The sequence below is a fragment of the Micromonospora sp. CNZ322 genome (genome assembly GCF_007827755.1).
Map to the genome: position 1 here is coordinate 903,688 of NZ_VITD01000001.1, position 24,802 is coordinate 928,489.

Genomic DNA, 24,802 nt, shown 5'->3' on the forward strand with positions numbered 1-24,802 from the left:
TCACGCTCCCCGCAGGATCGTGGCCAGGGCGGCGGTCAGGGTCTGCGCCTGGTCGTCGACCGGGCCGGCGCTGCGGAAGGCCACGATGCCGTCCGGGCGTACCAGCAGCGCCCCGCCGGGGCCGACGCCGCAGCTCGCGAGCCACGAGCCGTCGTCGGCGAGGTCACCGCCGGGACCGGCGGTCAGCGCCTTGATCGGAAGCCCGGTCTCCGCCGAGACCGCCTCGGCCGCCGCAAGCCAGGCGTCGTCGCCGGGAGCCGTGGCCAACGTCCAGCCCTCGGTCAGCACGTCGATAGTGGAGACCCGAGCGCCGTCCTGGTCGACCCAGCCGTGCGGGGCACGCGATCCGGGTTGGCCGGTGAAGGTCAGCTCGCGGGGCAGCAGCTCGGTGTCGGCGGGCGCGCCGACGATCGCGTTCGAGGTGTAGCGGTAGCCCATCGTCACGATGACGAAGTCCCGGTAGGCGGCCTTGTCCTCGTCGGCGAGCTGACCCCGGGTGCGGAAGAGCATCCACGCCTGGTCGGCGGTCGCCGCGCCGACCGGACGACGCTCGGCTTCGTAGGAGTCGAGCAGGCTCTCGTCGGCGTGCCCGTGAAGCACGTCGGCGAGCTTCCACGCCAGGTTGTGCGCGTCCTGGATGCCGGCGTTGACGCCGAAGCCGCCGGCCGGCGGGTGGGCGTGACAGGCGTCGCCGGCGAGGAAGACCCGCCCTGACTGGTACGCGTCGGCGACCATGTGCCGCGCGTCCCAGGGCTGGGCCGACTCGACCTCGACCTCCAGCTCGGGGTCACCGGCCGCGATCCGGGCCAGCTCGACGCAGCGTTCCGGGGTGAAGTCGGCCGGCGACTGCCCCCGCTCGGGGTAGTAGTTGACGCCGAACATCCACCGCCCCGGCTCGATGAAGAGCAGCAGACCCTGGGCCAGTTGGTTCATCAGGTAGATCAGCGTGAACCGGGGTGCCGACTCGGGCAGGTCGACCTTGGCGCGGAAGATGATGCTGACGAAGTTCCCGGCGACGCCGTTGCTGCGGTTCCCGATCTGGAGCAGTTCGCGGACGGGGCTCTTCACGCCGTCGGCCCCGACGACGTAGCGCGCCCGGATGGTGCGTGTCGTGCCGTTGTCGTTGACGGTCGCGGTCACCCCGTCCTGGTCCTGGGTCAGCCCGACCAGCTCGTTCTGGAAGCGGATCTCCGCGCCCGCCTCGACGGCGGCGTCGTGAAGCAGCGGCTCGTAGTGGTCCTGGCCGCACCAGATCGGCCAGCTCGGCGTGAACTTGTCATAGTCGACGTCGTGCGCCTCCATGACGAAGGACTTGTGGAGGTCGGCCAGGGACTGGGCGCCGAGCATGACCAGTGGCGTGGCGCGGCCGGCGCGGACGAGGTCGAGTTCGGCGCCCGGCCCGACGATTTTCATGCCGGCCTGCTGCACTGCCGGCTCCAGGCCGACGGTGCGGAAGATCTCCACAGTGCGGGCGTGCAGACCGGTCGCGCGAGGGATCGTCGACAGCCGGGGCCGACGTTCGACCACGATCGGCCGGATCCCCTTGCGGGCCAGGAAGAGCGCGGTCGACAGGCCGACCGGGCCGCCGCCGACGATCAGGACGTCGGTGCTTCCGTCAGACATGAGCGTCCTCCGTGTAGACGACTTTGTAGAGGTGGCGTTCCGGCGTGGCGATCGCGCGTACCTCGCCGAAGTGGGGGTGGACCTCGGGGTTCTGGAGCATCGCGGTGAAGTGCTCTTCGCTCTTCCACTGCGCGTAGTTGACGACCCGGGTCCCGTCGAGGCTCGCGTGGATGTTCGCCGACACGAACCCGTCGACCTTGGACATCACCGCGTCGGTCGCCTCGATCAGGATGTCGACGAGCTTCTGCTGGTTGGCCGGCTCGACGGTGAAGATGTTGACCATCGTCACGACCGGCTGGTCGATGCCGATGTGTGCCATTGCGGGCTTCCTTTCCTAGATCGGACGCGCTTCGAGCAGGGCCCAGCCGCGGGATGCGGGGGTGTTGACCAGCTCGAAACCGGACGCGGTGAACAGCGCCTGCCATTCCCGGAGGTCGCGCTCCTTGCCGCCGAAGAGCACCAGCATGTCGATGTCGATGATCTTGGCGTGGTCCCACTGGTTGCGCGGCGGCACGATCTGGTCGATCGCGATGAGGCGGGAGTCGGCGTCGCCGATCGCCGCGCGGATCCGACGCAGCAGCGTGACGCAGGTGTCGTCCGGCCAGTTGTGGACGATCGACTTCAGGATGTACGCGTCGGCACCGGCCGGTAGCTCGTCGGTGAAGAAGTCGCCGCCCCGCACCTCGACCCGCTCGGTGACACCGTGCTCCTTGAGCAGCGGTTCGGCATCGGCCACCACCTCGGGCAGGTCGAAGAGAACACCTGTGCCCTCGGGGTGACGCTGGAGCATCTTGGCCAGGAAGTAGCCGTTGCTGCCGCCGATGTCGGCGATCCGGCCGAACCGCTCGGGCGCCAACTCCGCCGCGAACCGGTCGGCGAGTCGCCGGCTCCAGTGGGCCATGAAGCCCTCGAAGAACCGGTTGGCCTCCGGGTGGGCCTGGAGGTAGTCGTAGAAGCCCATGCCGAAGACCTTGTTGAAGGCCGGCTCGCCGGTGCGGACGCTGTGCAGGATCTCCGCGTACGGGAGGCGGTTGAAGTCGGCCCCGCTGAACTGCACCATCGGCCGCAGCCCGCCGATCCGGGCCGACGTCAGCCCCTCACCGAGCGGGGTGAGCGCGAACGACCCGTCCTCCTGCTCGTCGAAGATGCCGACAGCGGAGGCCGCGCGCAGGATCCGCCGCAGCGCGTCCTCGTGCGACTCGGTCGCCGCCGCCAGTTGGGCGACCGGCACCGGTCCGTCGACGAGCAGGTCGGCCACGCCGAGCTCGGTGACCACGTAGATCACGTTGGCGATCTGTTTGGCGCTTCCCAGCACCGCGATCTGCCGTTCACGCAGGTCAAGTGCCTGCTGCTCGTCGAAGTTCGCGACGGCGGCGAGGCTGGCGTCGGTCATCGTCCATTCCTTTCGTCGGTCACGACCATGGCCGCGTTGAACCCGCCGTAGCCCCTGGCGAGGACGAGCGCCGCGCGTACGGGTGTCTCCCGCGCGACGTCGCGCACCAGGTCGAGGTGCAGGCCCTCGGCCGGCTGGCGGATGTTGGTGGTGGGCGGGATGACACCGTGCCGGATCGACAGCAGCGCGGAGACGAGGTCGAGCGCCGCCCCGCCCGAGTAGAGCCGGCCGGTCATCGTCTTGGGCGCGGTCACCGGCACCCCGCGCGGGCCGAAGACCGCGGTGATCGCCTCGGCCTCGACGCGGTCGAGCTCGGCGACACCGGCGCCGTCGGCGAAGACGACGTCGATGTCGGCCGGTGTGAGACCGGCGTCGGTCACTGCCATCTCGGCCGCCCGACGCAGTCCCGGTGGGCGGCCGGAGCCGGGCCGTGGGTCGAACGTCGCGCCGTATCCGGCGATCACCCCGTAGACGGCGGCCCCGCGCCGGGCAGCGGCGTGTTCGTCCTCCAGCACGAGGATCGCCCCGCCCTCGCCCGGCACGTAACCCGACGCGTTGGCGTCGAACGGCAGGAACGCCGTGGCCGGATCGCGCCCCGTGCTGAGGAGGCCGTTGGCGAGCTGGGCCGTCCAGCCCCACGGGCAGAGCGACGCGTCGACACCGCCGGTCATCACGAGCTGCACGCCCTTGCGCACCTGGCGCCGGGCCTGTGCCACCGCGTCGAGCCCACCCGCCTGCTCGGTGACGAGCACCCCGGTCGGCCCACGCATCCCGTGGCGGATCGAGATCTGGCCGGTGTTGACTGCGTAGAACCAGGCGAACGACTGGTAGGCGCTGACGTGCTCGGAACCCTTGCTCCAGAGCTTCTCCAGCTCACGGTGGCCGAACTCGAAGCCGCCCGACGCGCTGGCCGTGACGACACCCATGCCGAACTCGGGCAGCGCCGACGGGTCGACCGACGCATCGGCCAGCGCCCACTGCGCCGCCGTCAGCGACAGCCGGGTCATGTGGTCGGTCTGCGCCATGAGCCGGCTCGGGATGTGATCGGCCGCCTCGTATCCGGGAACCTCGCCGGCCAACTGGGCGGGGTAACCCGAGGGGTCGAAACGGCTGATCGGCCCGATGCCACCCACCCCGGCGACGGTGGCCGCCCAGAAGGCGTCGCGGCCCAAGCCGTTGGGCGCTGCCACCCCGACCCCGGTGACGACAGTGGTCATGCCACACGCGCCAGGAGCATCGCGCTCTGGAAGCCGCCGAACCCGCTGCCCACGCTCAACACCACGTCGGTCTGCTGCTCACGGGCGGTGAGCGGCACGTAGTCGAGATCGCACTCCGGGTCGCGTTCGTGCAGGTTGGCCGTCGGTGGCACCGCCCCGTGCTTGATCGCCAGGGCCGACGCCGCGATCTCGATCGAGCCGATGGCGCCGAGCGAGTGGCCGATCATGGACTTGATCGAGCTGACCGGGGTGCGGTACGCGTGATCGCCGAGGCTCCGCTTGAACGCCGCCGTCTCGTGCCTGTCGTTCTGCTTCGTACCCGAGCCGTGCGCGTTGATGTAGTCGACGGCGTCGCCGGGCAGCCGGGCATCGGCGAGCGCGACGCGGATCGCCTCGGCCATCTCCCGCCCGTCGGGCCGCAGGCCGGTCATGTGGAAGGCGTTGGAGCGCGAGGCGAACCCGACCAGCTCGGCGTAGATCTGGGCACCTCGCCGGCGGGCGTGTTCGAGCTCTTCGAGGACGAACATCGCCGAACCCTCGCCGAGAACGAACCCGTCGCGACTGTTGTCGAACGGCCGCGAGGCGTGCGTCGGGTCGTCGTTGCGGGCCGTGGTCGCCTTGATCGCGTCGAAGCAGGCCACAGTGATCGGCGAGATCGGGGCGTCGGTCGCGCCGGCGATCATCACGTCGGCCGAGCCCTCCCGGATCAGCTCCCGGGCGTGGCCGACCGAATCGAGGCCCGACGTGCAGCCGGTGGAGACCACCGTCGCCGGACCTTCCGCCCCGACCGACCACGCCACCTCACGGGCGAACGAGCTCGGCACCAGATAGTCGTAGAGGTGCGGGGTGGCGTACCGGTGGTCGGTCAGCCATTTCCGGCCGCCGTCGCTGACCACGACGTACTCCTCTTCGAGGCTCATCGTGGCCCCGACCGCCGTGCCGACGCTGACGCCGACCCGGGTCGGGTCGGCGACCTCGAAGCCGCTGTCTGCCAGCGCCTCCCGGGTGCAGACCACGGCCATCTGGGCCGCCCGGTCCATCCGGCGGACCTCCTGCGGCGACAGGCCCTCGGCGACCGGGTCGAAGTCGGCCTCCGCGGCCACCCGCGACCGGAAGGGGGTGGCGTCGAAGAACGACAGGGTACGGGTGGCCGTGCGGCCAGCGGTCAACAGTTCCCAGAACGCCTTGGTGCCCAGTCCACCGGGGGCGATGACGCCAATCCCGGTGATGACCACCCGACGGTCGGATGTGCTCGTCATGGAAGACCTCCTGGCCGCGATGTCCGTGTGAAAGCTAGGGACGGCCGGTCGAACGGCGCTGGAGCGTCGGTCGAGGGCCTGTCACGAGGCCCTGGCAAGCCCCGGGCGCAGTGGCCCGCCGGCTGCCAACACCTCCCGCTGGAGCCGCTGGAGGTCAGGCGAAGGGTCCAGGCCCAACTCCTCACTGAGCACCCGGCGCAGGTGGTGGTACGCCTGCAACGCCTCGCCACGGCGCCCCGAGCGGCTGAGCGCCACGATGAGCTGGCGGTGGAACCACTCGTTGAGCGGGTACGTGCCCACGAGATAGCGCAGCTCGCCGATCAGCTCGCGGTGGCGGCCGAGCGTGATGTCGGCCTGGATGCGCAGCTCCAGCGCACGGATCCACTGCTCCTGAAGGTGGATCGCGTGCGCCTCCAACGCCGGCCCGAACGTCACGTTGGCGCCCACCGGCCCCGTCCACATGGCCAGCGCCCGCCGCAGCACCTCGGCGCCCTCCTCGGGCCGGTCCGACTCGATGTGTGAGCGGCCCTGGTCGAGCATCGACTCGAACACCTCGGCGTCGAGCTGGCCCGGCTCCACCCTGAGCAGGTAGCCGCGGGCACGGCTCTCCAGCACGGTCCGGTCCGGAGTCTCAATCCCCTCTTTCGCGAAGAGCTTGCGCAGGTGGTAGATGTAGGTCTGCACGGTGGTGACGGCGCTGCGCGCCGGATCGTCACCCCACAGCTCCCGGATTATCGAGTCGACCAGAACGACCCGATTGGCCCGCATCACCAGCAGCGCCAACACGGTCCGCACCTTCGGCGGCGTCGGCGTGCAGATCCGGCCGTCGTGGATCACTTCCAGCGACCCGAGGATCTCGTACCTGACCACAGTGGTCCCCCCATTCCCCATAGCACTCGTCGAGACGTTCTCAAGCTATGGATGAGCGGGGCGTGTCGGAACGACCGCAGGTAGCGACATCGCGGGTTCTTCCGAGGATCGATGTGTGTCGAAAGTTGTACGGCGGATACCCCTTTGATCGCTCGATGCTTCCTCCAGGCAACCTCCACCAGGGGCGGGAAGACTCGCCGGGCCCCCACGCCCCTCGGGTTAGGAGTCACACATGTCGCGCCGCCTCTTCACCTCCGAGTCGGTCACCGAAGGTCATCCCGACAAGATCGCCGATCAGATCAGCGACGGGATCCTCGACGCGTTACTGGTGCAGGACCCGCACAGCCGGGTCGCCGTCGAAAGCCTGATCACCACCGGCCAGGTCCACGTCGCGGGCGAGGTCACCACGCAGGCCTACGCCGACATCCCGCGCATCGTGCGGGAAACGGTCCTGGGCATCGGGTACGACTCGTCGAAGAAGGGCTTCGACGGCGCATCCTGCGGCGTCAGCATCTCGATCGGCGCCCAGTCGCCCGACATCGCGCAGGGCGTCGACACGGCGATCGAGCTGCGCGACGGTTCGTCCGGCGGTGGTCTCGACGCCCAGGGCGCCGGCGACCAGGGCATGATGTTCGGCTTCGCCTGCTCGGAGACGCCGGAGCTGATGCCGCTGCCGATCGCGCTGGCCCATCGGCTGGCCCGTCGGCTGGCCGCCGTCCGCAAGGACGGCACGGTGCCCTACCTGCGGCCGGACGGCAAGACCCAGGTCACCGTCGAGTACGACGGCCTACGCCCGGTCCGGCTCGACACCGTCGTGGTCTCCACGCAGCACGCCGCCCACATCTCCCTCGACGAACTGCTCGCCCCCGACATCCGGGACCACGTGATCACGCCGGAGCTGGAGGCGCTCGACCTCGACACCGAGGGTTACCGGTTGCTGGTCAACCCGACGGGGCGGTTCGAGATCGGTGGCCCGATGGGCGACGCCGGCCTGACCGGACGGAAGATCATCGTCGACACCTACGGCGGGTACGCCCGGCACGGTGGTGGCGCGTTCTCGGGGAAGGACCCGTCGAAGGTCGACCGCTCGGCGGCGTACGCGATGCGGTGGGTGGCGAAGAACGTGGTCGCCGCGGGCCTGGCCGAACGGTGTGAGGCGCAGGTGGCCTACGCGATCGGCAAGGCCCACCCGGTGAGCCTGTTCGTGGAGACGTTCGGAACGGAGACGGTGCCGCTCGACCGGATCGAGAAGGCGATCGGCGAGGTCTTCGACCTGCGCCCGGCGGCGATCATCCGCGACTTGGACCTCCTGCGTCCGATCTACCAGCAGACGGCCGCCTACGGCCACTTCGGCCGTGAACTCCCGGACCTGACCTGGGAGCGCACGGACCGCGCCGCCGACCTCAAGGCCGCTTGTTGAGGAACGTCGCCGACCGCCAGGGCCTGTTTCATAAGGGCGGTCGAGCCGAGGCGGAGTCCGGGCGGCGATCCGGCAAGGCGCGGTTTCGTCCGGATACCGGTGTTGTATCCGGACGAAACCGCAACGCCGCCGGTCGTCGTCCGGGCCCGCCGCAGGCCGGCCAGTTCTTATGAAACAGGCCCTAGAATGGCGGGCGGCGCGGGCGTGGCACCAACCGGTCGTGTGGCAGCGTCACCAGTGACGCTGCCACCGCCTTGTTGACCGCGTCGATGCGGGAGACCGCGCCGAGCTTCGCGAAGATGCGACGTAGGTGGCTCTTCACAGTGGCCTCGGTCAGGTCGAGTCGCCGTGCGATCTGGGCATTGGTCATCGCCTCGGCCGCGAGTTGCAGGATCTCCAGCTCGACGTGGGACAGGATGGCCGACTCCGCGTTCTGCACCTGCACCAGGCTCTGACCGGAGACCGAGAGCAGCACCGAGCCGCTGCCGTCGCGTGCCTTGCGGATCGCGGCGACCAGCTCCTCACGACCCACGCTCTTGAGCAGGTAGGCGCGCACCCCGGCGGCGATCAGACGGCGCAGCAGGTCAGGGCTGTCATACATGCTGAGGATGACGACTGCACTGTCGGGCGACACCTCACGGATGCGGCGCACCGTGACCACCGGGTCATCGCCGGGAATCTCGACGTCGAGCAACACCACGTCGGGGCGCTCCGACGCAGCCTTGGCGACCGCGGTGGCCGAGTCGCCCGCCTCGTCGACCACGTCGAGGTCGGCGTGCACCTCGAGCACCCAGCGCAGCCCCTCGCGGACGAGAGCGTGGTCGTCGACTATGAGGATGGTGGTGGCGCCGGCGGAAGACCCGCCGTCGGACCGCGTCAACCTAACCCCCAGACCCCATCCCCCGCCGCCAGCGTGCACACGATTGGCACCGTATCGCGGACGTGTGACGCCACAGCTATCGTGGCGTCCTCCCGACACGAAGAACGCCACGATCGCCGCGCGATTCTGTCAGTCTCGTGTGGACAGACGGACCAACTCGCCGATGCCGAGGCCCTTGTTGGCGATGTAGAAGCTGCCGTCGGAAGCAATGGCGAACGACATCGGAGAGTCCAGGCCGGTGCTCGCCAGCTCCCGGTGGCTACCGTCGCGCTCCACCCGGATCAACGCACCGGTGGAGTCCCCGGAGCTGAGCCCGTTCTTCGCGATCTCCAGCACTACCAGTCGGCCCCGCTTGTCGAACGCGATGTCGATGATGTTGGTGAAGCCGGTCGCGAAGATCGTCGGCTCCTGCCCGGGCACCAGCCGCCACACCCGCGCGCCACCGTTCGGGAAGGGGTGCCCGGTCAGCTGTCCGATGTAGAAGGCACCGTCCGGCCCGCGGGTGATGGTGACCGGCACGAACTGGATCGGCGTCGTCGAGCCGGGCGGCAGGCCCCACTCCGGCGGCGCCGGAACCTGCTCCTGCGGCCACACGTGTTCGGCAGTGACAACGCCACGGCGGTCGATCCTGAGCACGTCGTTGGCGGCCGCGTCGAGCGCGTAGACGTCACGCCCGTCGGCGACCACGGCGTACGGCTGGCTCTCCGGAATGACCCCGTCGGGGTTGTTCTGCCCCTCGAAGGCTGAGAGGTCGCCGACGACCGACCAGCGGCGCTTCCCCTCGACCCGGAGGATCGTCCCCATCGTGGCCCCGGCCGCACCGAGCAGGTCGCGCGAGACCGGGTCGGTGCTGTAGCCCATCGCCACCAGGAGCTTGCCCTGCCGGTCGAAGGCCAGGTCGTGGGCCCCGTAGACGGAGAAGCCGCCGCCGGTGCTGCGCAGCGACGGCAGACCCGTCACGACTCGCTTCTGCCAGCCGTGACGAACCGCCGTGATCGCACCGGTCGAGCCGTAGCAGAGGTTGGTGCCGAACGTGCCGGGGATGCACACGTCGTCGCCGCCGAGCCCGGCCTCGGCGACGTGGACGGTGCCGGCCCGGTCGATGGCGACACCGCGAGGGTTGTCGAGGTTGCGGGCGACGACGGTCAGTCGCCCAGTGGTCGAGGTGGCCGCAGTGGCGGGCGCGGCAATGCCGGCCACCAGTACCAGCGGCACAGCCAGCGACAACGTTCGTCGCATCGCGTCGAGCATGGGTTCTCCTCAGCATGCGGGGTTCGGATGCGAACGACGCTGCCGTCGTTGCCTCGAGGCCCGGTGGAGGAAGGCTCGACAGGTTCGCCTACTCCGGCTGATTGGGGGTGCCGCGCCCCAGCTCATAGGGGGATGTCACGCCCTCGTAGGCGAGGTGCATCACCATGCCGTTGGCCGCGTGGTCGAGGTTGTGGCAGTGGTCCATCCAGAGCCCCGGGTTGTCCGCCTTGAAGCCGATTTCGTAGATCTCGCCGGGGATCACGTCGAGGCTGTCGATCCACCACGGTGACCCGGTCGCGCGGACCCCGTTGCGGGACAGCACCAACGCGTGATGGCCGTGCAGATGCATCGGGTGGTTCTGGTGGCTGCGGTTGACGATCCGCACCTTGACCACGTCGTCCATTCGAACCATGAGCGTCGGCGTGTTGGGGAAGCTGTGCCCGTTGATGATCGGCACCAGGTGGAGCCCCCCGTTGTAGAAGGACAGCCGGTCGTCGAGGAGCTGGGTGAACGAGCGGTCGTACGACGAGCCGGCGTCGAAGGGCCGGGAGCCACCAGAACCGTACGAGAGCGGGTCGAACTGGTCCCCGTCGTCGACGATCTTCGGCGTCGAGGTGTCACCCGGTGGCGCCAGGACCAGCCCGCCGTCGCGGTTGGCGAGGTCGGTCAGGCGCACCGGACCCGCCGGCATCGTGAACGTCACGTCGTAGCGTCCACCGGTCGCCAACCCGAACCGCGGGTCGGTCAGCGGGGTCGCGCCGTTGACGTCGACCCCGTCGATCGCCGCCACCCGCACCGGCGTGCCGTTGACAGTCAGAGCCCGCGGACGACTGTCGGTGGACGGGTTGTTGTCGGTGTTGATCAGACGCAGTCGCACCGGCGTGCCCGGGGCAACCTCCTGGCGTTGCAGCGTGTCGCTGGTGCCGAACGAGACGATGTTGTCGTCCGGCGTACGCCACTCGTGGGCCTGCACGACGAAGTCACGCTCGCCGGGGGGTGGGCCGTCGCGCGGCTCGACGATCAGCGCGCCGAACAGACCTCGCCGGATCGCCTCGAGCGGGTTCTGGTGGGTGTGGTACCAGAACGTGCCGACCTGCTCGGCGATGAACCGGTAGGTGAAGCTGCCGCCCGGCTCCACCGCGTTCTGCGTCGCCCCGGCCACGCCGTCCTCACCGTTGGGGACGTCGAGGCCGTGCCAGTGGATGGTCACGTTCTCGTCGGGAATCTCGTTGTGCAGCGTCACTTCGACGAGGTCTCCCTCGCGGACCCGCAGCTCCGGCCCGGGCGACTGTCCGTTGTACGTCAGCGCCTTGATCTCGGTGCCCGACGAGAGCCGTACCGTTGCGTTCTTCGCGGTCAGTGTGAAGGCCTTGTTGGGCTTGCCGGTCCGCGGCCCGCGCAGGTCGTCGACCGAGGTCCCGCCGTGACCACCGTGACCGATCGAGGGGCCGCCACCGTAGTCGACGTTGTCGTGGGACGTCATGGACATCCGGTCGGGCAGCCTGCTGCTCTGGGCCACGTAGGTGATGCCGGCGGCGACGACGAGCACCACGACGGCGGCCTGTGCGGTGGCGCGCAGGGCGCTGGCACGCCGGCCACGGCGTGCGAAGCCGGTCGCGGTGACGACCCGCAGGCGACGCACCTGCCAGAACCACAGCACCACCACCGACAGCAGGATCGGCGCGGCGTGGGTCGCGATGTCGTCGAGGTAGGACGGGACCGGACGGGACACGTACGCGAAGTAGACGCCAACGACCGTCGCTACGGCCGTCACCTGGACCGGCACGACGAATCGGGGATCGGCGGCGGCGGAGCGCGTCTCGACGTCGACCGGTGCGTCGTCACGGTTGGCCAGGGCGCGCAGGCCCGGCACGGTCCAGATGACGACGGCCAGCATCGGCAGCAGCAGGAGCGGCATCTGCACGATCACGCGGTTGTCGGCAAAGATCCAGTCGACGGCGAGCATCAGCCCGATCGCGACGCACTTGACGACCAGCACCACCAGCGCGGCGACGAGCAGACGCAGCAGCCGACGGGCGCTCTTGCGCAGCGCCTCGGGCGTCGGCCGCCAGGCCAGCCGCGTGGCGAGGATCGCCGCGGACAGCCAGATCAGGAACAGGACCCCGGCCAGGATCCCATCGGCGTTCTCTCCGACCTCAAACATGACGCCAACATACGAAGGATGCGCACCCCGCGGCATCCGTTGAGGAACGCCCGATGCGTACGGCGATCGCCGTAGCCGGCACCGCCTGCGAAACAAGTGCCGTAGTCAGCTGCCGGGCGTGACGAGCCCCGTCTGGTAGGCGAGGACGACGAGTTGCGCGCGGTCGCGGACGCGGAGCTTGACCATGGCCCGGTGGACGTGGGTACGGGCCGTGGCCGGGCTCATCGACAGCCGACGCCCGATCTCCTCGTTCGTCAGCCCGCTGGCCACCAGGCTCATCACCTCGCGCTCGCGGTCGGTCAACACCGCCAGCCGGCCGCCGTCGACCGGCGTCGGCGCGACCTTGCTGACGAACGCGCTCACCAGACGGCTCGTCACCCGCGGCGAGATCAACATGTCGCCGCCGGCCACCACCCGCACCGCCTGGCGCAGCTCGTCGGGCTCGATGTCCTTGAGCAGGAACCCGCTCGCGCCGGCGCGCAGCGCCTCGAAGACGTACTCGTCGAGCTCGAAGGTGGTCAGGACAATGACCCGCACGGCCGGGAACCGCTCGACGATCGCGGCCGTGGCCCGCACGCCGTCGAGCACCGGCATTCGCACGTCCATCAGCACGATGTCCGGCCGGGTCGCGGCGACCATCTCGACAGCCTGGGCGCCGTTGGATGCCTCACCGACCACCTCCAGGTCGTCGCTGTGGTCGAGCAGGCCCCGGAAGCCGGCCCGCACGAGTGTCTGGTCGTCCGCCAGCACCATCCGGATCGTCACGCTGTCTCCTCCACCTCGACCGGCAGCCGCGCGGCCACTCGGAACCCCCCGCCCTGCGGCCGAGGCCCGGCCTCAAGCGACCCACCGGCGGCCGTGGCCCGTTCCCGCATGCCGGCCACCCCGTGCCCCCGCTGGCTCGCCCCGGACCCGACCCCGTCGTCGACGATCTCCACAGTGACGGCGTCACCCGCGTAGGCGATGGTGACGTCGACGGTCGACGCTTCGGCGTGTTTGACCGTGTTGGTGATCGACTCCTGCACGATCCGGTAGACCGAGAGCGCCACCTCCGGTGGGATCGGGCGCGGGGTGCCGGCGATCCCCGATCGCACCTTCACGCCGGCCTGTTCGGCGACCGCGAAGACGCGGGCCAGATCGGGCACCTCCCCGGCGTCGCGGAGCATGCCGATCGCCGAGCGGACCTCGTGCATGGCGTCGCGTGCCGCGCCCCGGATGCTCCGCAATGCGGCCCGCGCCTCGGCCGGCTTGCTGTCGAAGATGTCGTCGGCGAGGCTCGCCTGCACACTGATGGCGGCGATCGTGTGACCGAGCACGTCGTGGACCTCGCGGGCGATGCGGAGCCGCTCCTGAGCGACCTCGTGCTGACGCTCCTGGCGCATCACGGCGAGACGCTGCTGTGCCTCGGCCAGCCGGACCCGGCGGGTGCGGATCGTCTCGGCGAGCAGCACCACGGCCGCGAGCAGCGAGCCCTCTTCGAGGGTGGCCGAGAGGGCGGGAAAGAAACCCTCGCCGAGCAGCGTGTACCGCATGATCAGCTCAAGGACGACGAAGAACCCGGCGACGACGAGCGCCCAGGTGAACCGGCCGGCGGCCGCCACGGAGAAGAGCGCGGCGGCCAGCGGGAGGGCGGGCGGGATGCCCGGATACTCGAGCGCGTAGTAGATCATCAGCGCGGTGACCGAGCCGACCAGCACCAGCAGCGGCCAGCGGCGCCGGAAGACCAGCAGCAGCCCGATCACCGCGCCGATCGCGTAGGCGCGCACGTCCGGCGGCCGGGCGCCGGGCTCGTCGGCGACCCGGATCGCCACCGCCACCACGGCCGCGACGACGATCGCGATGAGGGCATCGATCGCGATTCGTCGGATGGCCGGGTTCATGTCCGCAACGGTACGACGCGCGCACGGTCCGTTAGCGAGGGCCCCTTCCCAACCGGAAACCGTCAGCAAGGGGCCCGTCGGCTCAGCCGCGGCGGAGCGAGAGCAGGGTCTGCCCGGTGGGGATCACCGTGCTGCCCGCCACCTGGAGCCCGGCCTTCTCGCCCAGTTCGGCGTACTCGCGCCAGGTCCTCGCCTTGCCCGCCATGAGCGAGAGGAGGCGCAGGTCCATCTGGGTGATGAACATCAGCCGAGCCGGGTCATCGGGGAAGTTGTCGTTCTCGTCCTTCACGAGGATCTGCACGATCAGCACCTTTCCGGTCGTGCCGATCGCGTCCGCCGCCCGCTGGAGGATCTTCTCGGCGGCGCTGTCGTTCCAGTCGTGCAGAACGTTCGACAGGATGTAGACATCGGCGCCGGCCGGAAGCGGGTCGAAGATGCTCCCGCTGACCACTTCGGCGCGGTCGGCGATGCCCGCCGCCTCGAACCGGGCCCGGCCCTGCTCGACGACGCCCGGCAGGTCGACCACTGTGCCGCGCAGGTGCGGCTGGGCCTTGAGGATCTCGGTGAGCAGGGCACCGGTGCCACCGCCGACGTCGACGACGTGGTTGACGGTGCTCCAGTCGTAGCCCTGGACGACCTGGTCGAAGTAGCTCGCGTGGGTGGCCATCAGCGCGCCGAACGACGTGGCCCGGTCGGGGTTGGTGGCCAGGTCGTCCCAGAACTCGATGCCGTAACGCACTGGGTACGCCGCGTCGCCGGTGCGGATCGAGTGGGTCAGCGAGCTGAACGTGCCCTCGATCCGGCCGGCCATCGAGTCGACGTCGAGCCAGGGACGCTGGGCGGCGGGGTGGTCGGTCTTGAGGAACTCGGCGGCCTCCGTCAGGGCGTACACCCGCGGCTCGGTCTCCTTGAAGACGCCGCGGACCGAGAGGTAGCGCAGCAGCCGGTGCAGCGCGTCGGGATTGGCCTTCGTCGCCGCGGCGAGCTCGTCGAGCGTGGTGGTGCCCGCGGCGATCAGGTCGGCGAGGCCGAGCGTCGCCGCGGCCCGCACTGCCCACGGCGTGATCGTGTCGGTCAGCGAGTAGAGATTGACCCGATTTTCCGTCATGGCGGCGAGCTTCGACGACGGCGCTCGAGACCGGCTCGAAGCCGCGTCGATCGACCGGTTCTCCAGCCGGGTTCGAGTGGACGGGCGCAGGCTGCGCCTGTCACGGCCGCCATGCGAAGGGGACACGATGGGCGCCAGCCACCAGGAGCGCGGAGCGATCGAGGTCATTCAGGACCTCATGCAGCAGAAGTGGGTCTACGAGCTGTTCGGCGAGATCGGCGCGCGCCAGGGTGCCTCGGCCGCGCACGTCGAGCAACTGAGGGCGGTCGACGCCGCCGCGCACGTGTTCTGGCCGTTCCAGGCACCGCCGTTTCCGGTCATCGCGGCCACCGCGAGCGGATCGACGTTGACCGACATCGACGGCAACGACTACCTCGACTGCCACATGGGATACGGCGCTCAGGCGCTGCACGGGCACAACCCGGCGCCGGTCGTCGACTTCGTCCGCGAGCACCTCGGCAAGGGCACCGGCAACGGCTACACCAACGCGTTGGAGCTGGAGCTGGCGACGCTGCTGCGGGAGATCCTCCCGCACAACGAGAAGTTCGCCTTCCAACACTCGGGTACGGGCGCCACCCAGTCGGCGATCCGGCTCTGCCGTGCGCACACCGGGCGGCGGATGGTCGCCAAGTTCGAGGGCACCCTGCACGGGTCCCACGACCTGGCCGTCCACAACACCGCGCCCTGGTATCACGGGCATCCCGCGGTGCCGTTCCCGGAGATCGGCAAGGACGGCATTCCGCTGGTCTCGGCGTTCGCCGGCGTCACCCCGGCCGAGCCGCGCGACCTGCTGATCCTGCCCAACGACACAGCGCTCGCGGTCGAGTTGATCGAGCGCCACGCGGGCGAGTTGGCCTGCATCCTGGCCGAGCCGGCCGCTTCGTCGTTCCCGTTCGAGGAGACGACGATCCCGATGATCCGCGAGGTGGCGGTGGCCGCCCGGCGGCTCGGGGTGCCGTTCATCCTCGACGAGGTGCTGACGGGCTTCCGTTCGGGACTCGGCGGCGCCGCGCAGAAGTTCGACATCCCGACCGACCTCGTCACCTACGGCAAGGTGATCAGCGGGCTCGGGCTGCCGCTGTCGGCGATCGGTGGCCGGGCCGACATCCTCGACATCTCGCAGACCAGTGGGCAGTCCTGGACCGACTTCGGCCAGAAGACCGGCCTGCAGGGCAGCCACACCGGCAACTACCTGTCGGTGGCGGCGTCGCTGGCCACGCTCCAGCTGCTTCGCGACAAGGGGCCCGCCTACTACACCGAGCTGCAGGCCAAGGTCGACCGGGTCCAGGCGCGGCTGGCCGCGTTCCGGGCGGCCGAGGGGATCCCGCTGCGCATGGTGGGGTTCGGCGACTACATCGGGTGCTTCCAGTTCCTTCCGGAAGACTCCTACACCGACTACCGGGTCTACTCGCGGGCACTCAACCCGGCGACGTTCATCCTCACGCTGCTGCTGCGCAAGCGCGGCATCTACACGCTCGGCATGCCGATGTTCTTCGCCGGCGGCGCTCACAGCGACGCCGACGTCGACCGGCTGACCGACGCCGTGTTGGAGAGCACGCTGGAGCTCCGCGCCAACGACTTCCCCTTCGACCTGGCGTGGCCGGCGACGTCCGCGTGGGGCTCCGGGTCCTCCGAGTGGGGTTCGGGTTCCTCCAACTGGTCGTAGCCACCTCTGCGTCACCGGGCCCGGGTCAGCTCCTGACCCGGGCCCTCCTCATGTGCCGTACAGGTCATACGCAAATAGCCGTACTTGACTAATCGTACGCGACGGCGTGTAGTCGAAGGGTGGGTCCGCTGTCGACCCCCGTCCGACCTCAGGAGGAACGCGATGACGGAGAGCTGGACCGACGAACGCAGCGCCGCCCCACCCAATCCGCGCCGATGGCTGATCCTGGCCGTCATTTTGGCCGGGGCATTCATGATTCTGCTGGCCACGACGATCGTCAATGTGGCGGTCGCGCCGATCCAGCGCGACCTCCGGTCGACGTACACGGCCATGGAGTGGGTCATCGCCGGCTACGCGCTCGGCTACGGCCTGTTGCTCATCCCCGCCGGCCGGATCGGCGACCGCTTCGGCCACCGCAAGCTGTTCCTCATCGGCGTCGCGGGGTTCACGCTCGCGTCGGCGGCGTCGGCGCTCGCGGCCACACCCGGCCAGCTGATCGCGTTCCAGGTGGTGCAGGGCATGATGGCCGGCATCCTCAACCCGCCGGTGCTGGCGCTGATCCAGACCACGTTCCCGGCGAAGGAGACCGGCAAGGCGTACGGGATCTACGGCGCCATCGGCGGCATCGCGACCGCCAGCGGCCCGCTCCTCGGCGGCCTGCTGATCGCGTGGGACCTCAACGGCTGGGACTGGCGGCCGGTGTTCCTGCTCAACGTGCCGATCGGCCTGGCCACGTTCGTCGCCGCGCTGATCCTGGTGCCCGAGTCGCGAGGCCGCCGCGGCGGTCTCGACGTGATCGGCATGCTGCTCGTCTCGGCCGCCGTCCTGCTGCTGGCCGTACCCCTGGTCGAGGGCCAGCGCCTGGGTTGGCCGGCATGGACGTTCGTCTCGATGGCAGCGGCGCTGCCCGCGTTGGCCGTCTTCGCGGTGTGGGAGTTGCGCCGCGCCCGACGCGCCCAGGTCCCGCTGGTGAGCATGCGCCTCTTCGCGCACCGCTCGTTCTCCGCCGGCGTCGGCATCAGCCTCTGCTACTTCGCGGGCTTCATCGGCCTGCTCTTCGCGCTCTCGCTGCACCTGCAGATCGGCCTGGAGAAGTCCGCCCTGACGACGGGCCTGATCCTGCTGCCGTTCTCGTTCGGCACACTGGTCGGCGCGGCCATCTCCGACAACGTCGCCCGGGCGCTCGGTCGTGGCGTCCTGATGCTCGGCGCAGGCATCGTGATCGTCGGCATGGTGGGCATCATCGCCACGATCCACTGGTGGGGTTCCGGCCTGGAGCTATTGCCAGCCCTGCTCTTCGCCGGCTTCGGCTCGGGCCTGGTGATCGCGCCGAGCGTCGAGATCGTGCTGGCCGGTGTGCCCTGGCAGGACGCGGGCGCGGCCAGCGGTGTGCTCGGCACCGCCCAGCGTCTCGGCCAGGCGATCGGCGTCGCGGTGGCCGGCGTGGTCCTCTTCGGGACGCTCGGCTCCTACTCGGGGACCGCCGCGGAGAAGGCGAGCCCGGAGCTCCAGGCATCGCTCGTGGCGGCGGGCCTGCCGCCGGCCGAGGCGAGCGCGGCGACGACCACCTTCGCCGACTGTTTCATCCGCCAGTCGCGCGCGTCGGATCCGACGGCCACGCCGCCCGGCTGCGCGGACTCGGCGCCGGGTCCGGTCGGCGCGGCCTTCGACAGCGCGGCCACGTCGGCGCTGGAGACCAACTTCAACCGGGCGGTCCAGTGGACCGTCGGCGCCGTCCTGGTCGGCGTGATCCTCACGTTCCTTCTCGTCTACCTGCTGCCCCGCCGGCCCGAAGAGCCCTGGGCCGAGGCGAGCAAGCCCGATTGGAACGTGACCACCCAGCCCGAGCCCGCTCAGTGACAAGCCGCCAGCCCCGGCCCCGGAGATGCCACCGGGGCCGGGGCTGGCACCGTCAGGAGGTCGTCATCGAGGTCGGTTGGTTGGCCATCAGCTTGGGCAACTGGTCGAGCAGCTCGTCGTGCCAGGCGAGCTCGGTACGGAGTCGGAGCTCGGTATGACGGAAGGTCGTCCACTCCAGACCACGGATGTGCGGTGCCGCCAGCTCTCGGAGCGCGAGCCACGCGTCGAGCTGCTCGGCGAGGGCTTTCCGGCGCGCCACGATGATCGCGCGCAGCGCGTCCTCTCCGAGGTCGATCACGTTCTGCAGGGCCAGGTCGACCGGATCGTGACGGAGCTTGGTGTCGCGCAGTGCCTCGTCGCGGTGGTCGATCAGCTCCGCCGCGCCGGCCGAGGTGAGCGCGTAGATCGTGCGGGCGGGCCGGTTGCCCTCCTGCTCGGTCCGGACCGCCTCGATGACGCCCTCGACCTGCATCCGGTGCAGCGCGCCGTAGAGCGACCCCGGCTTGACGTCGCTCCACAGCTCGGTACGGTCGACCTGGGCCGCCCGGCGGATCTGGTGCCCATGCATGGGGCCCCCGCGCGCGAGCGCTCCAAGTACGAACAGGCGAGTGCTATTCACGGCATTAGTCCAACACGAGTGCCCGTTTGCGGGCAAGTTACCCAGAGCAATCCTTGAGCGGCCTGCTATCCGTGAAACGTCGGGTCGACGCAGAGCCTCGGCAGGACGATCAGCGAAGCCGCGATGGCCCTGTTGACCGCGTCGATCCGGGACACCGCACCGAGTTTGGCGAAGATGTTGCGCAGGTGGCGCTTGACCGTCGCCTCCGACAGGCAGAGCCGACCGGCGATCTGAGCGTTGCTCATCGCCTGACCGACCAACTGCAGGACCTCGCGCTCACGGTCCGACAGCGTGCTGTGCACCGGCCCCTGCACCTGGGTCAGGCTCTCCCGCGACACCGCCAGCATCACCGGCGCGTCATCGGCGCGGGCGCTGCGGATCGCCGCCACCAACTCCTGGCGCGTCGAGTTCTTCAGCAGGTAGCCGCAGATGCCAAGGGTCAACAACTCACGCAACAGCGTCGGGCCGTCGAACATGCTGAGGATGATGACCCGGCTCGCCGGCGCGACGTCACGGATCCGACGGACCGTGGTGGTCACCCCGTCGCCGGGGATCTGCACGTCGAGCAGCACGATGTCGGGCTGGCGGATTCGGATCTCGTTGACAGCGGCGCCGCTGTCGCCGGCCTCGCCGACGACCACGAGGTCGCGCTGGGCGTCGAGGATCTCCCGGAGGCCGTCGCGCACCACGACGTGGTCGTCGACCAGCACGATGCGGGTCGGCTCGATCATCGTGACGGTCACCGGCCGGCCCCCGCCCCGACGGCGAGCAGCGGCACGACGAGCTCGACCGAAGAGCCCTGGTGGCCCGCCGCGCGCACCGCGAGGCGACCGCCGACGACGGCCGCGCGCTCAGCCATCGCGCGCAGGCCGGAGCCGTCGCGCACCGTCGCGAAGTCGAAGCCCACCCCGTCGTCGGTGACGGTCGCCCGCAGCTCGTGCGGGGTGATGTCGATGACCGCATGGATCACCCGAGCGCCGGCGTGGGCCACCGCGTTGCGCAGCGCCTCGCGGACGACCAGGAACACCTCGTCGAGCACCTCGGGCGGCACCCACGACTCGTCGCCGTTGATCTCGGTGTGCAGACGTGTCTCGCCCGTCTCGACCGTCGACAGGAAGTTGGCCAGCGCCTCGTCGAGTGACCCGAGCGGCTGAGAGAGCCGAAGGTCGGCGATGAGCACACGCAGATAGCCGACCGCGTCGTGGAGCGACTCCCGGGCGATGACCACCCGGCGGTCCACGTCGTCGTGGCGTCGTTCCTGGGCGAGCTCGTGGGCCTCCAGGTTGCGGTACGCCGCGCTGAGGCTGTGGCCCAGCCGGTCGTGCAGCTCGCGCGCGATCAACGAACGCTCGGCGATCTGCGCCTGGTGGACCTCGTTCATCAGGCCGGCGGCATAGCGCGAACTCGCGTCGACCAGCCGGGTGAGTGTCGTACGGGTGAGCGCGTCGGCGACCAGCGCCAGGATCGCGCCCTGGTCGGGCTGGCCGACCAACTGCTCCAGCGCGTCGGCCAGCACGATGTCGGCCAGCGCGACGACCGCGCGAAAGCACTCGCGTGGGTGAAGCTCGACGTCCTCGGTGGACGCCGCCGGCGGCGGTGCCGACAGCGGCTCGGTCGCCCCACGGCGAATCTCGGCCATCGTCTCCCGGAGCAGGACATCGGCCTGCGCGGCGTAGCTGTCGATCAGGTCAGCGGCCCCTTCGAAATCGTCACTCGCAGCGGCAAGACGCTGACGGTAGGCGGCAAGAATCGGTTGATGCCTGCGTTCGAGAACCTCGGCAGCGGTCCTCCGCAGCGCATCGTTTCCAACAACCATTGCGGATCCCCCGGTGTGTGCCCTATTGCTCCCCAGGTGCGGGCACGAACGGCTCTCCCCAGCGCCGCTGCCCGCCGTGTCGCCGACTCCCCCCGTCGTGGGCGACAAAGCACTCAGATCGGATCGGCCTTCTATGAGTTGTCACGGCCGACTACTCGCACGAGTCTACGGTCTCACCGCTCGTCGTTGGAAGCATCGAAGCTTAGCTTTTGGTAGTCACACCAAAACTTAAGGTGAAATCCACATTTGGCCGCGACCAGTTTTCGACGGCGCGTCGAGGGACCTCCCTGACAGTTCACCCGAGACCTCGACCACCAGGAGTGGAGCGACCAATGGTGAGCAGACGCAACGTCATGAAGGCCGGTGCCACCGCGGGAGCAGCCGCGCTGGTCACGACCACCGCGGCGGCAGCGGCCCGCGGTTCCACCCCGTCCGCGACGCCGGCGCACGGCACCCACGCCGGCCACGGCAAGACGGCACACGTCGCGGCCGTCACCGCCCCGTTCGCTGTCCGGATGCCGATACCGCCCGTGCAGCAGCCCATCGCCTCGGTAGCCAACACCGACTTCTACGTCGTTTCCACCCGTAAGGCTCAAGTGGAGATCCTGCCCGGGACGCGTACCGAAGTGTTGACCTATGACGGGCTGTTTCCCGGCCCGACGTTCCGGGTCAAGACGGGCCGGCTCGCGGTCATTGCCCACAGCAACCACCTCGACATGCCGACCGCTGTGCACGTGCATGGAGGCCATACGCCGTCGAGCAGCGACGGGTTTCCGACCGACGTGCTGGACCCGGGGAAGAGCCGGATCTACAGCTATCCCAACAAGCAGCGGGCGGCCACGCTCTGGTACCACGACCACGCCCATCACATGGAGGCCGAGCACGTGTTCCGCGGGCTCGCCGGCTTCTTCCTGATCGACGATCCAGCCCAGGCCGAACTTCGGTTGCCCACCGGCAACCACGACATCCCGATCATGCTGCGCGACGCGCGGTTCGCCGACGACGCGAGCCTGATCTTCGAACACGACGACTTCCAGTTCCGCAACACGATCCTCGTCAACGGCAAGCCGCAGCCCTACTTCCCGGTGGCCGCCCGCAAGTACCGGCTGCGCTTCGTCAACGCGTCCAACCTCCGCACGTTCACCCTGCGGCTCGGCAACGACGCCGAGGTCGCCCAGATCGCGAGTGACGGCGGGCTGCTCGCCGGGCCGACGCCGATCCGCTCGTGGAGCCTGACGCCCGGCGAGCGGGTCGAGATCGTCGTCGACTTCGGCGCGTTCCCGGTCGGCAGCCAGGTCTTCCTCGACGATGCGGTGGCCGGGCCGGTGCTGCGCTTCGACGTCAACCGAGCCGCCGCCGACACCAGCCGGGTGCCCGACCGGCTGAGCACCATCCCCGCGCTCCCTGCAGCCACGAAGGAGCGGGCGTTCACGCTCAACTTCAACCCGGCAACCGGCCAGTTCCTCATCAACGGGCAGCAGTTCGATGCCGAACGGGTCGACACCGAGATCAAACGCAACACGACCGAGGTGTGGACGGTGACGAACGGCGACACGCTCTTCGGCATCCCGCACAACTTCCACCCCCACCTGGTCCAGTTCCGGGTGCTGGCCCGCAACGGTCAGCCGCCGGCGCCGGGCGAGGCCGGGGTGAAGGACACCATCTCGGTGGGGCCGGGCGAGACGGTCCGACTCCAGGCGACATTCGGACCGTATCTTGGCCGATATGTCTACCATTGCCACATGATTGACCATTCCGCGAGTGGGATGATGGCACAGATGAAGATCATTCCCTGACCCCTGAGAAAGGTTTCTTGTGCCCTCGGCAGAGAAGACTGTGCAGATCGGACGGACTCCTGAGGTCGTCTTCGCCTTTCTCGCCCGTGGCGAGAACGACGCGCGCTGGCGTCCCAACGTGCTCGACGTCGCGCGCGTCTCCGGCGAGGGGGTCGGCGCTCGCTACAAACAGGGACTCAAGGGCCCCGGTGGGAGCCGCATCCCGGCCGATTACGAGGTGACCGAGTTCGAGCCGGGTCGACGTCTGGCGTTCCAGGCAACCGGCAGCGTGGTACGCACCCAGGGCGAATACACCCTCACCCCGGCCGACGGCGGCGGGACCCGACTCACGCTGAAGCTGGCGTGGCAGCCGAGCGGGCTGTCGCGCTTCCTCGGCCCGGTCGTCGGCAAGACGTTCGAGGAGGAGATCGCCGCCCTCGACGCCCTCCGCGACCTGCTCGAGGGCGAAAGCTAGTCGCGGGGCGACCCACGGCGCAGATGAGTATCGAGGCCTTGACCAGCTCGCCGCTGGTCAAGGCCTCGTGCGAGGTTCCCCCGGCAGGGTTTCGAACCTGCGAGACGCGGTTCAGGAGTCTCCGTGTAACTCCCGTTGATCTTGGTGGCCAGGGTGAAGTGACCGGCGGGACCGGGGTCTCGTCGGCGGAGAGCGGGCTGGTTCAGGCTGCGGCGCGGATCGCCGGCGAGGTCAGGTGCGCAGTGGCTGGTGCGGGGCTGCGGCTGGGAGTACGGCACCTCATCGCCAAGGGGCCAGCAGATGGGCACCCGCCAGTGCCCCTTCATGCGCTACAAGGACCGGTCGCCGTCCCGAGGGTTCGTACCTGGAGAGCGGGGTCGGTGGCACTGGCCCGATGGTCGGTCGAGCCCGGACCGGTGCCGACCCGGGCAGTGGCTCGCCCGTTCGTTGCGGCGCGGTCCGGCGGGATGGCCCGGGTCGCCGTCGGGCCAGTGCGACGTCACCGGCTCGGCCGGGCCGGGCCGCGCGACCTCGATGACGGCGAAACGTTCGCTGAGGCCGGTCACCGCCAGGACGAATCGGACGCAGCCTGCCGGGTTGCTCATCGTGAGTCGGGTACCGGCCCGGGTGAGCATGTCGTCGGCCGATTCAAGGGCCCGGATGCCGTCGGTGCCGAAGAAGGTGACCTGCGACAGGTCCAGCACCACCCGGGTCGGTCGGGGCCCGGCGGCCAAGGCCACGAACGCGACGAGGAGGTGTGCGTTGCTCATGTCGATCTCGCCACCGGCAGCGACGAGTGTCGCCCGCCCGTCGTGCTGCGGCAGGCCGTGGAGCGTCAGTGACATGGCCGGCGCCCGGCCCGGGATCTGAGCAGGGGCCATGGCCGCAGTCGATGCCCGGGATCGGCGGTGGCGGAACGACGGATTGTCAATCACGACCCGGCCGCCGGGCACGTAGCGGTGGCCCGCCACAGGTCAAGTGGGGCGGGGCCATCAGCGCCATCGTGGAGCGCGTGCAGATGGGCCACCGCGCGTCCGTTGACGCCGTTCCGGCCGGGCTGGTCGTCGGGCGGCGGCAGCTCGAACTCCGCGCCGGCGCCGGTCACCGCGAGGATGTAGCGGACGCGGTGGGAGGGATTCTCCAGCACCAGCGGGACGCCGACGTCGGCGGTCGCGCGCTTGGCCTGAAGCAACGCGCCGACCGCGTACGCACCGAGGAAGACCACGTCCGCCAGATCCAGGACGAGGCAGGACGGTCGCTGGTCGACCACGTGTTCCACCAACTCGATGAGCAGGTGGGCATTGCTGGTGTCGATCTCGCCGCGGACGGTGATCCGCTTGGCAGGCCCGTCGCTGGTCAGGGCCAGGGACATGATGGGGTCGCCGAGGGCGACGCGGGGTTGCACAGCAGTGGCACGGGTGGACATGACACCTCCGAGACGCTCGGTGGCGGTCCTCGATCGGCTTCTCGCCTACGAGGAGGACCCGGGCGCATGTCTTGACCCGGTAACGACGCTATCCCACCCG

Annotated in this window: 22 protein-coding genes; 5 read left to right on the forward strand and 17 right to left on the reverse strand. The window is 69.8% G+C overall.

Annotation, left to right across the window (positions count from 1 at the left end; translation table 11 throughout):
• The 6 genes from FB453_RS04225 to FB453_RS04250 all read right to left on the reverse strand — a co-directional run bounded on the left by FB453_RS04225 (position 1) and on the right by FB453_RS04250 (position 6,383).
• Positions 1–1,623 (reverse strand): FAD-dependent oxidoreductase, encoded by a 1,623-nt coding sequence (locus FB453_RS04225; RefSeq protein WP_145787591.1) that lies wholly within the window; start codon positions 1,621–1,623, stop codon positions 1–3.
• On the reverse strand, positions 1,616–1,942 hold the full coding sequence (locus FB453_RS04230) for an antibiotic biosynthesis monooxygenase family protein (RefSeq protein WP_091394929.1): 327 nt from the start codon (positions 1,940–1,942) through the stop codon (positions 1,616–1,618). The genes FB453_RS04225 and FB453_RS04230 overlap by 8 nt, the downstream gene beginning before the upstream one ends.
• Before the next feature lie 15 nt (positions 1,943–1,957).
• Positions 1,958–3,016 (reverse strand): methyltransferase, encoded by a 1,059-nt coding sequence (locus FB453_RS04235; protein ID WP_091394932.1) that lies wholly within the window; start codon positions 3,014–3,016, stop codon positions 1,958–1,960.
• Complete coding sequence (locus FB453_RS04240) at positions 3,013–4,233, reverse strand: ketosynthase chain-length factor (protein WP_145787593.1); 1,221 nt, start codon at positions 4,231–4,233, stop codon at positions 3,013–3,015. The genes FB453_RS04235 and FB453_RS04240 overlap by 4 nt, the downstream gene beginning before the upstream one ends.
• Positions 4,230–5,492 carry a beta-ketoacyl-[acyl-carrier-protein] synthase family protein gene (locus FB453_RS04245; protein WP_091394937.1) on the reverse strand — a complete coding sequence of 421 codons (1,263 nt, stop codon included), beginning with the start codon at positions 5,490–5,492 and terminating at the stop codon, positions 4,230–4,232. The genes FB453_RS04240 and FB453_RS04245 overlap by 4 nt, the downstream gene beginning before the upstream one ends.
• Before the next feature lie 81 nt (positions 5,493–5,573).
• The gene (locus FB453_RS04250; RefSeq protein WP_222431303.1) at positions 5,574–6,383 is read right to left on the reverse strand and encodes an AfsR/SARP family transcriptional regulator; all 810 of its coding nucleotides are present in this window, start codon (positions 6,381–6,383) and stop codon (positions 5,574–5,576) included.
• Positions 6,384–6,594: 211 nt separating this feature from the next.
• On the opposite strand from FB453_RS04250, the gene metK reads away from it, so the two are divergent.
• Positions 6,595–7,782 (forward strand): methionine adenosyltransferase, encoded by a 1,188-nt coding sequence (gene metK / locus FB453_RS04255; RefSeq protein WP_145787596.1) that lies wholly within the window; start codon positions 6,595–6,597, stop codon positions 7,780–7,782.
• Positions 7,783–7,963: 181 nt separating this feature from the next.
• Here the strand turns inward: metK and FB453_RS04260 are convergent, their stop codons facing one another.
• The 6 genes from FB453_RS04260 to FB453_RS04285 all read right to left on the reverse strand — a co-directional run bounded on the left by FB453_RS04260 (position 7,964) and on the right by FB453_RS04285 (position 15,065).
• Entirely contained in the window at positions 7,964–8,662 is a 699-nt protein-coding gene (locus tag FB453_RS04260) for a response regulator (RefSeq protein WP_112581711.1), read from the reverse strand.
• 129 nt (positions 8,663–8,791) lie between these two features.
• Positions 8,792–9,913, reverse strand: coding sequence for a ScyD/ScyE family protein (locus FB453_RS04265; RefSeq protein WP_112581712.1), 1,122 nt, complete (start codon positions 9,911–9,913; stop codon positions 8,792–8,794).
• Between the two features lie 88 nt (positions 9,914–10,001).
• On the reverse strand, positions 10,002–12,077 hold the full coding sequence (locus tag FB453_RS04270) for a multicopper oxidase family protein (protein ID WP_186718030.1): 2,076 nt from the start codon (positions 12,075–12,077) through the stop codon (positions 10,002–10,004).
• 105 nt (positions 12,078–12,182) lie between these two features.
• The gene (locus FB453_RS04275) at positions 12,183–12,842 is read right to left on the reverse strand and encodes a response regulator transcription factor (RefSeq protein WP_145787601.1); all 660 of its coding nucleotides are present in this window, start codon (positions 12,840–12,842) and stop codon (positions 12,183–12,185) included.
• A complete protein-coding gene (locus FB453_RS04280; protein WP_145787603.1) occupies positions 12,839–13,957 on the reverse strand; it encodes a sensor histidine kinase in 1,119 nt (372 codons plus the stop codon). The genes FB453_RS04275 and FB453_RS04280 overlap by 4 nt, the downstream gene beginning before the upstream one ends.
• Positions 13,958–14,039: 82 nt before the next feature.
• Entirely contained in the window at positions 14,040–15,065 is a 1,026-nt protein-coding gene (locus tag FB453_RS04285; protein WP_112603705.1) for a methyltransferase, read from the reverse strand.
• 127 nt (positions 15,066–15,192) lie between these two features.
• Here FB453_RS04285 and FB453_RS04290 point away from each other — a divergent pair, with 127 nt between their 5' ends.
• Positions 15,193–16,731, forward strand: coding sequence for an aminotransferase class III-fold pyridoxal phosphate-dependent enzyme (locus tag FB453_RS04290; protein ID WP_170158704.1), 1,539 nt, complete (start codon positions 15,193–15,195; stop codon positions 16,729–16,731).
• Positions 16,732–16,893: 162 nt separating this feature from the next.
• Positions 16,894–18,591 carry an MFS transporter gene (locus tag FB453_RS04295; RefSeq protein WP_112603701.1) on the forward strand — a complete coding sequence of 566 codons (1,698 nt, stop codon included), beginning with the start codon at positions 16,894–16,896 and terminating at the stop codon, positions 18,589–18,591.
• A 52-nt stretch (positions 18,592–18,643) separates the two neighbouring features.
• Here the strand turns inward: FB453_RS04295 and FB453_RS04300 are convergent, their stop codons facing one another.
• The 3 genes from FB453_RS04300 to FB453_RS04310 form a co-directional block, all read right to left on the reverse strand.
• Positions 18,644–19,210 (reverse strand): PadR family transcriptional regulator, encoded by a 567-nt coding sequence (locus tag FB453_RS04300; RefSeq protein ID WP_112603699.1) that lies wholly within the window; start codon positions 19,208–19,210, stop codon positions 18,644–18,646.
• Positions 19,211–19,275: 65 nt separating this feature from the next.
• The gene (locus FB453_RS04305; RefSeq protein ID WP_225855431.1) at positions 19,276–19,953 is read right to left on the reverse strand and encodes a response regulator; all 678 of its coding nucleotides are present in this window, start codon (positions 19,951–19,953) and stop codon (positions 19,276–19,278) included.
• Positions 19,950–21,026: a histidine kinase gene (locus FB453_RS04310; RefSeq protein ID WP_145787607.1), complete on the reverse strand. Its 1,077-nt coding sequence runs from the start codon at positions 21,024–21,026 to the stop codon at positions 19,950–19,952. Before FB453_RS04310 ends, FB453_RS04305 begins: the two co-directional genes overlap by 4 nt.
• Before the next feature lie 332 nt (positions 21,027–21,358).
• Here FB453_RS04310 and FB453_RS04315 point away from each other — a divergent pair, with 332 nt between their 5' ends.
• Positions 21,359–22,822, forward strand: a complete 1,464-nt coding sequence (locus tag FB453_RS04315; RefSeq protein ID WP_145787609.1) for a multicopper oxidase domain-containing protein — start codon at positions 21,359–21,361, stop codon at positions 22,820–22,822.
• Between the two features lie 19 nt (positions 22,823–22,841).
• Positions 22,842–23,276: an SRPBCC family protein gene (locus tag FB453_RS04320; RefSeq protein ID WP_145787611.1), complete on the forward strand. Its 435-nt coding sequence runs from the start codon at positions 22,842–22,844 to the stop codon at positions 23,274–23,276.
• 329 nt (positions 23,277–23,605) lie between these two features.
• Here FB453_RS04320 and FB453_RS04325 read toward each other — a convergent pair whose 3' ends face one another.
• On the reverse strand, positions 23,606–24,121 hold the full coding sequence (locus FB453_RS04325) for an STAS domain-containing protein (protein WP_186718034.1): 516 nt from the start codon (positions 24,119–24,121) through the stop codon (positions 23,606–23,608).
• 86 nt (positions 24,122–24,207) lie between these two features.
• A complete protein-coding gene (locus tag FB453_RS04330; protein ID WP_145787615.1) occupies positions 24,208–24,702 on the reverse strand; it encodes an STAS domain-containing protein in 495 nt (164 codons plus the stop codon).
• Between the last annotated feature and the right edge of the window lie 100 nt (positions 24,703–24,802).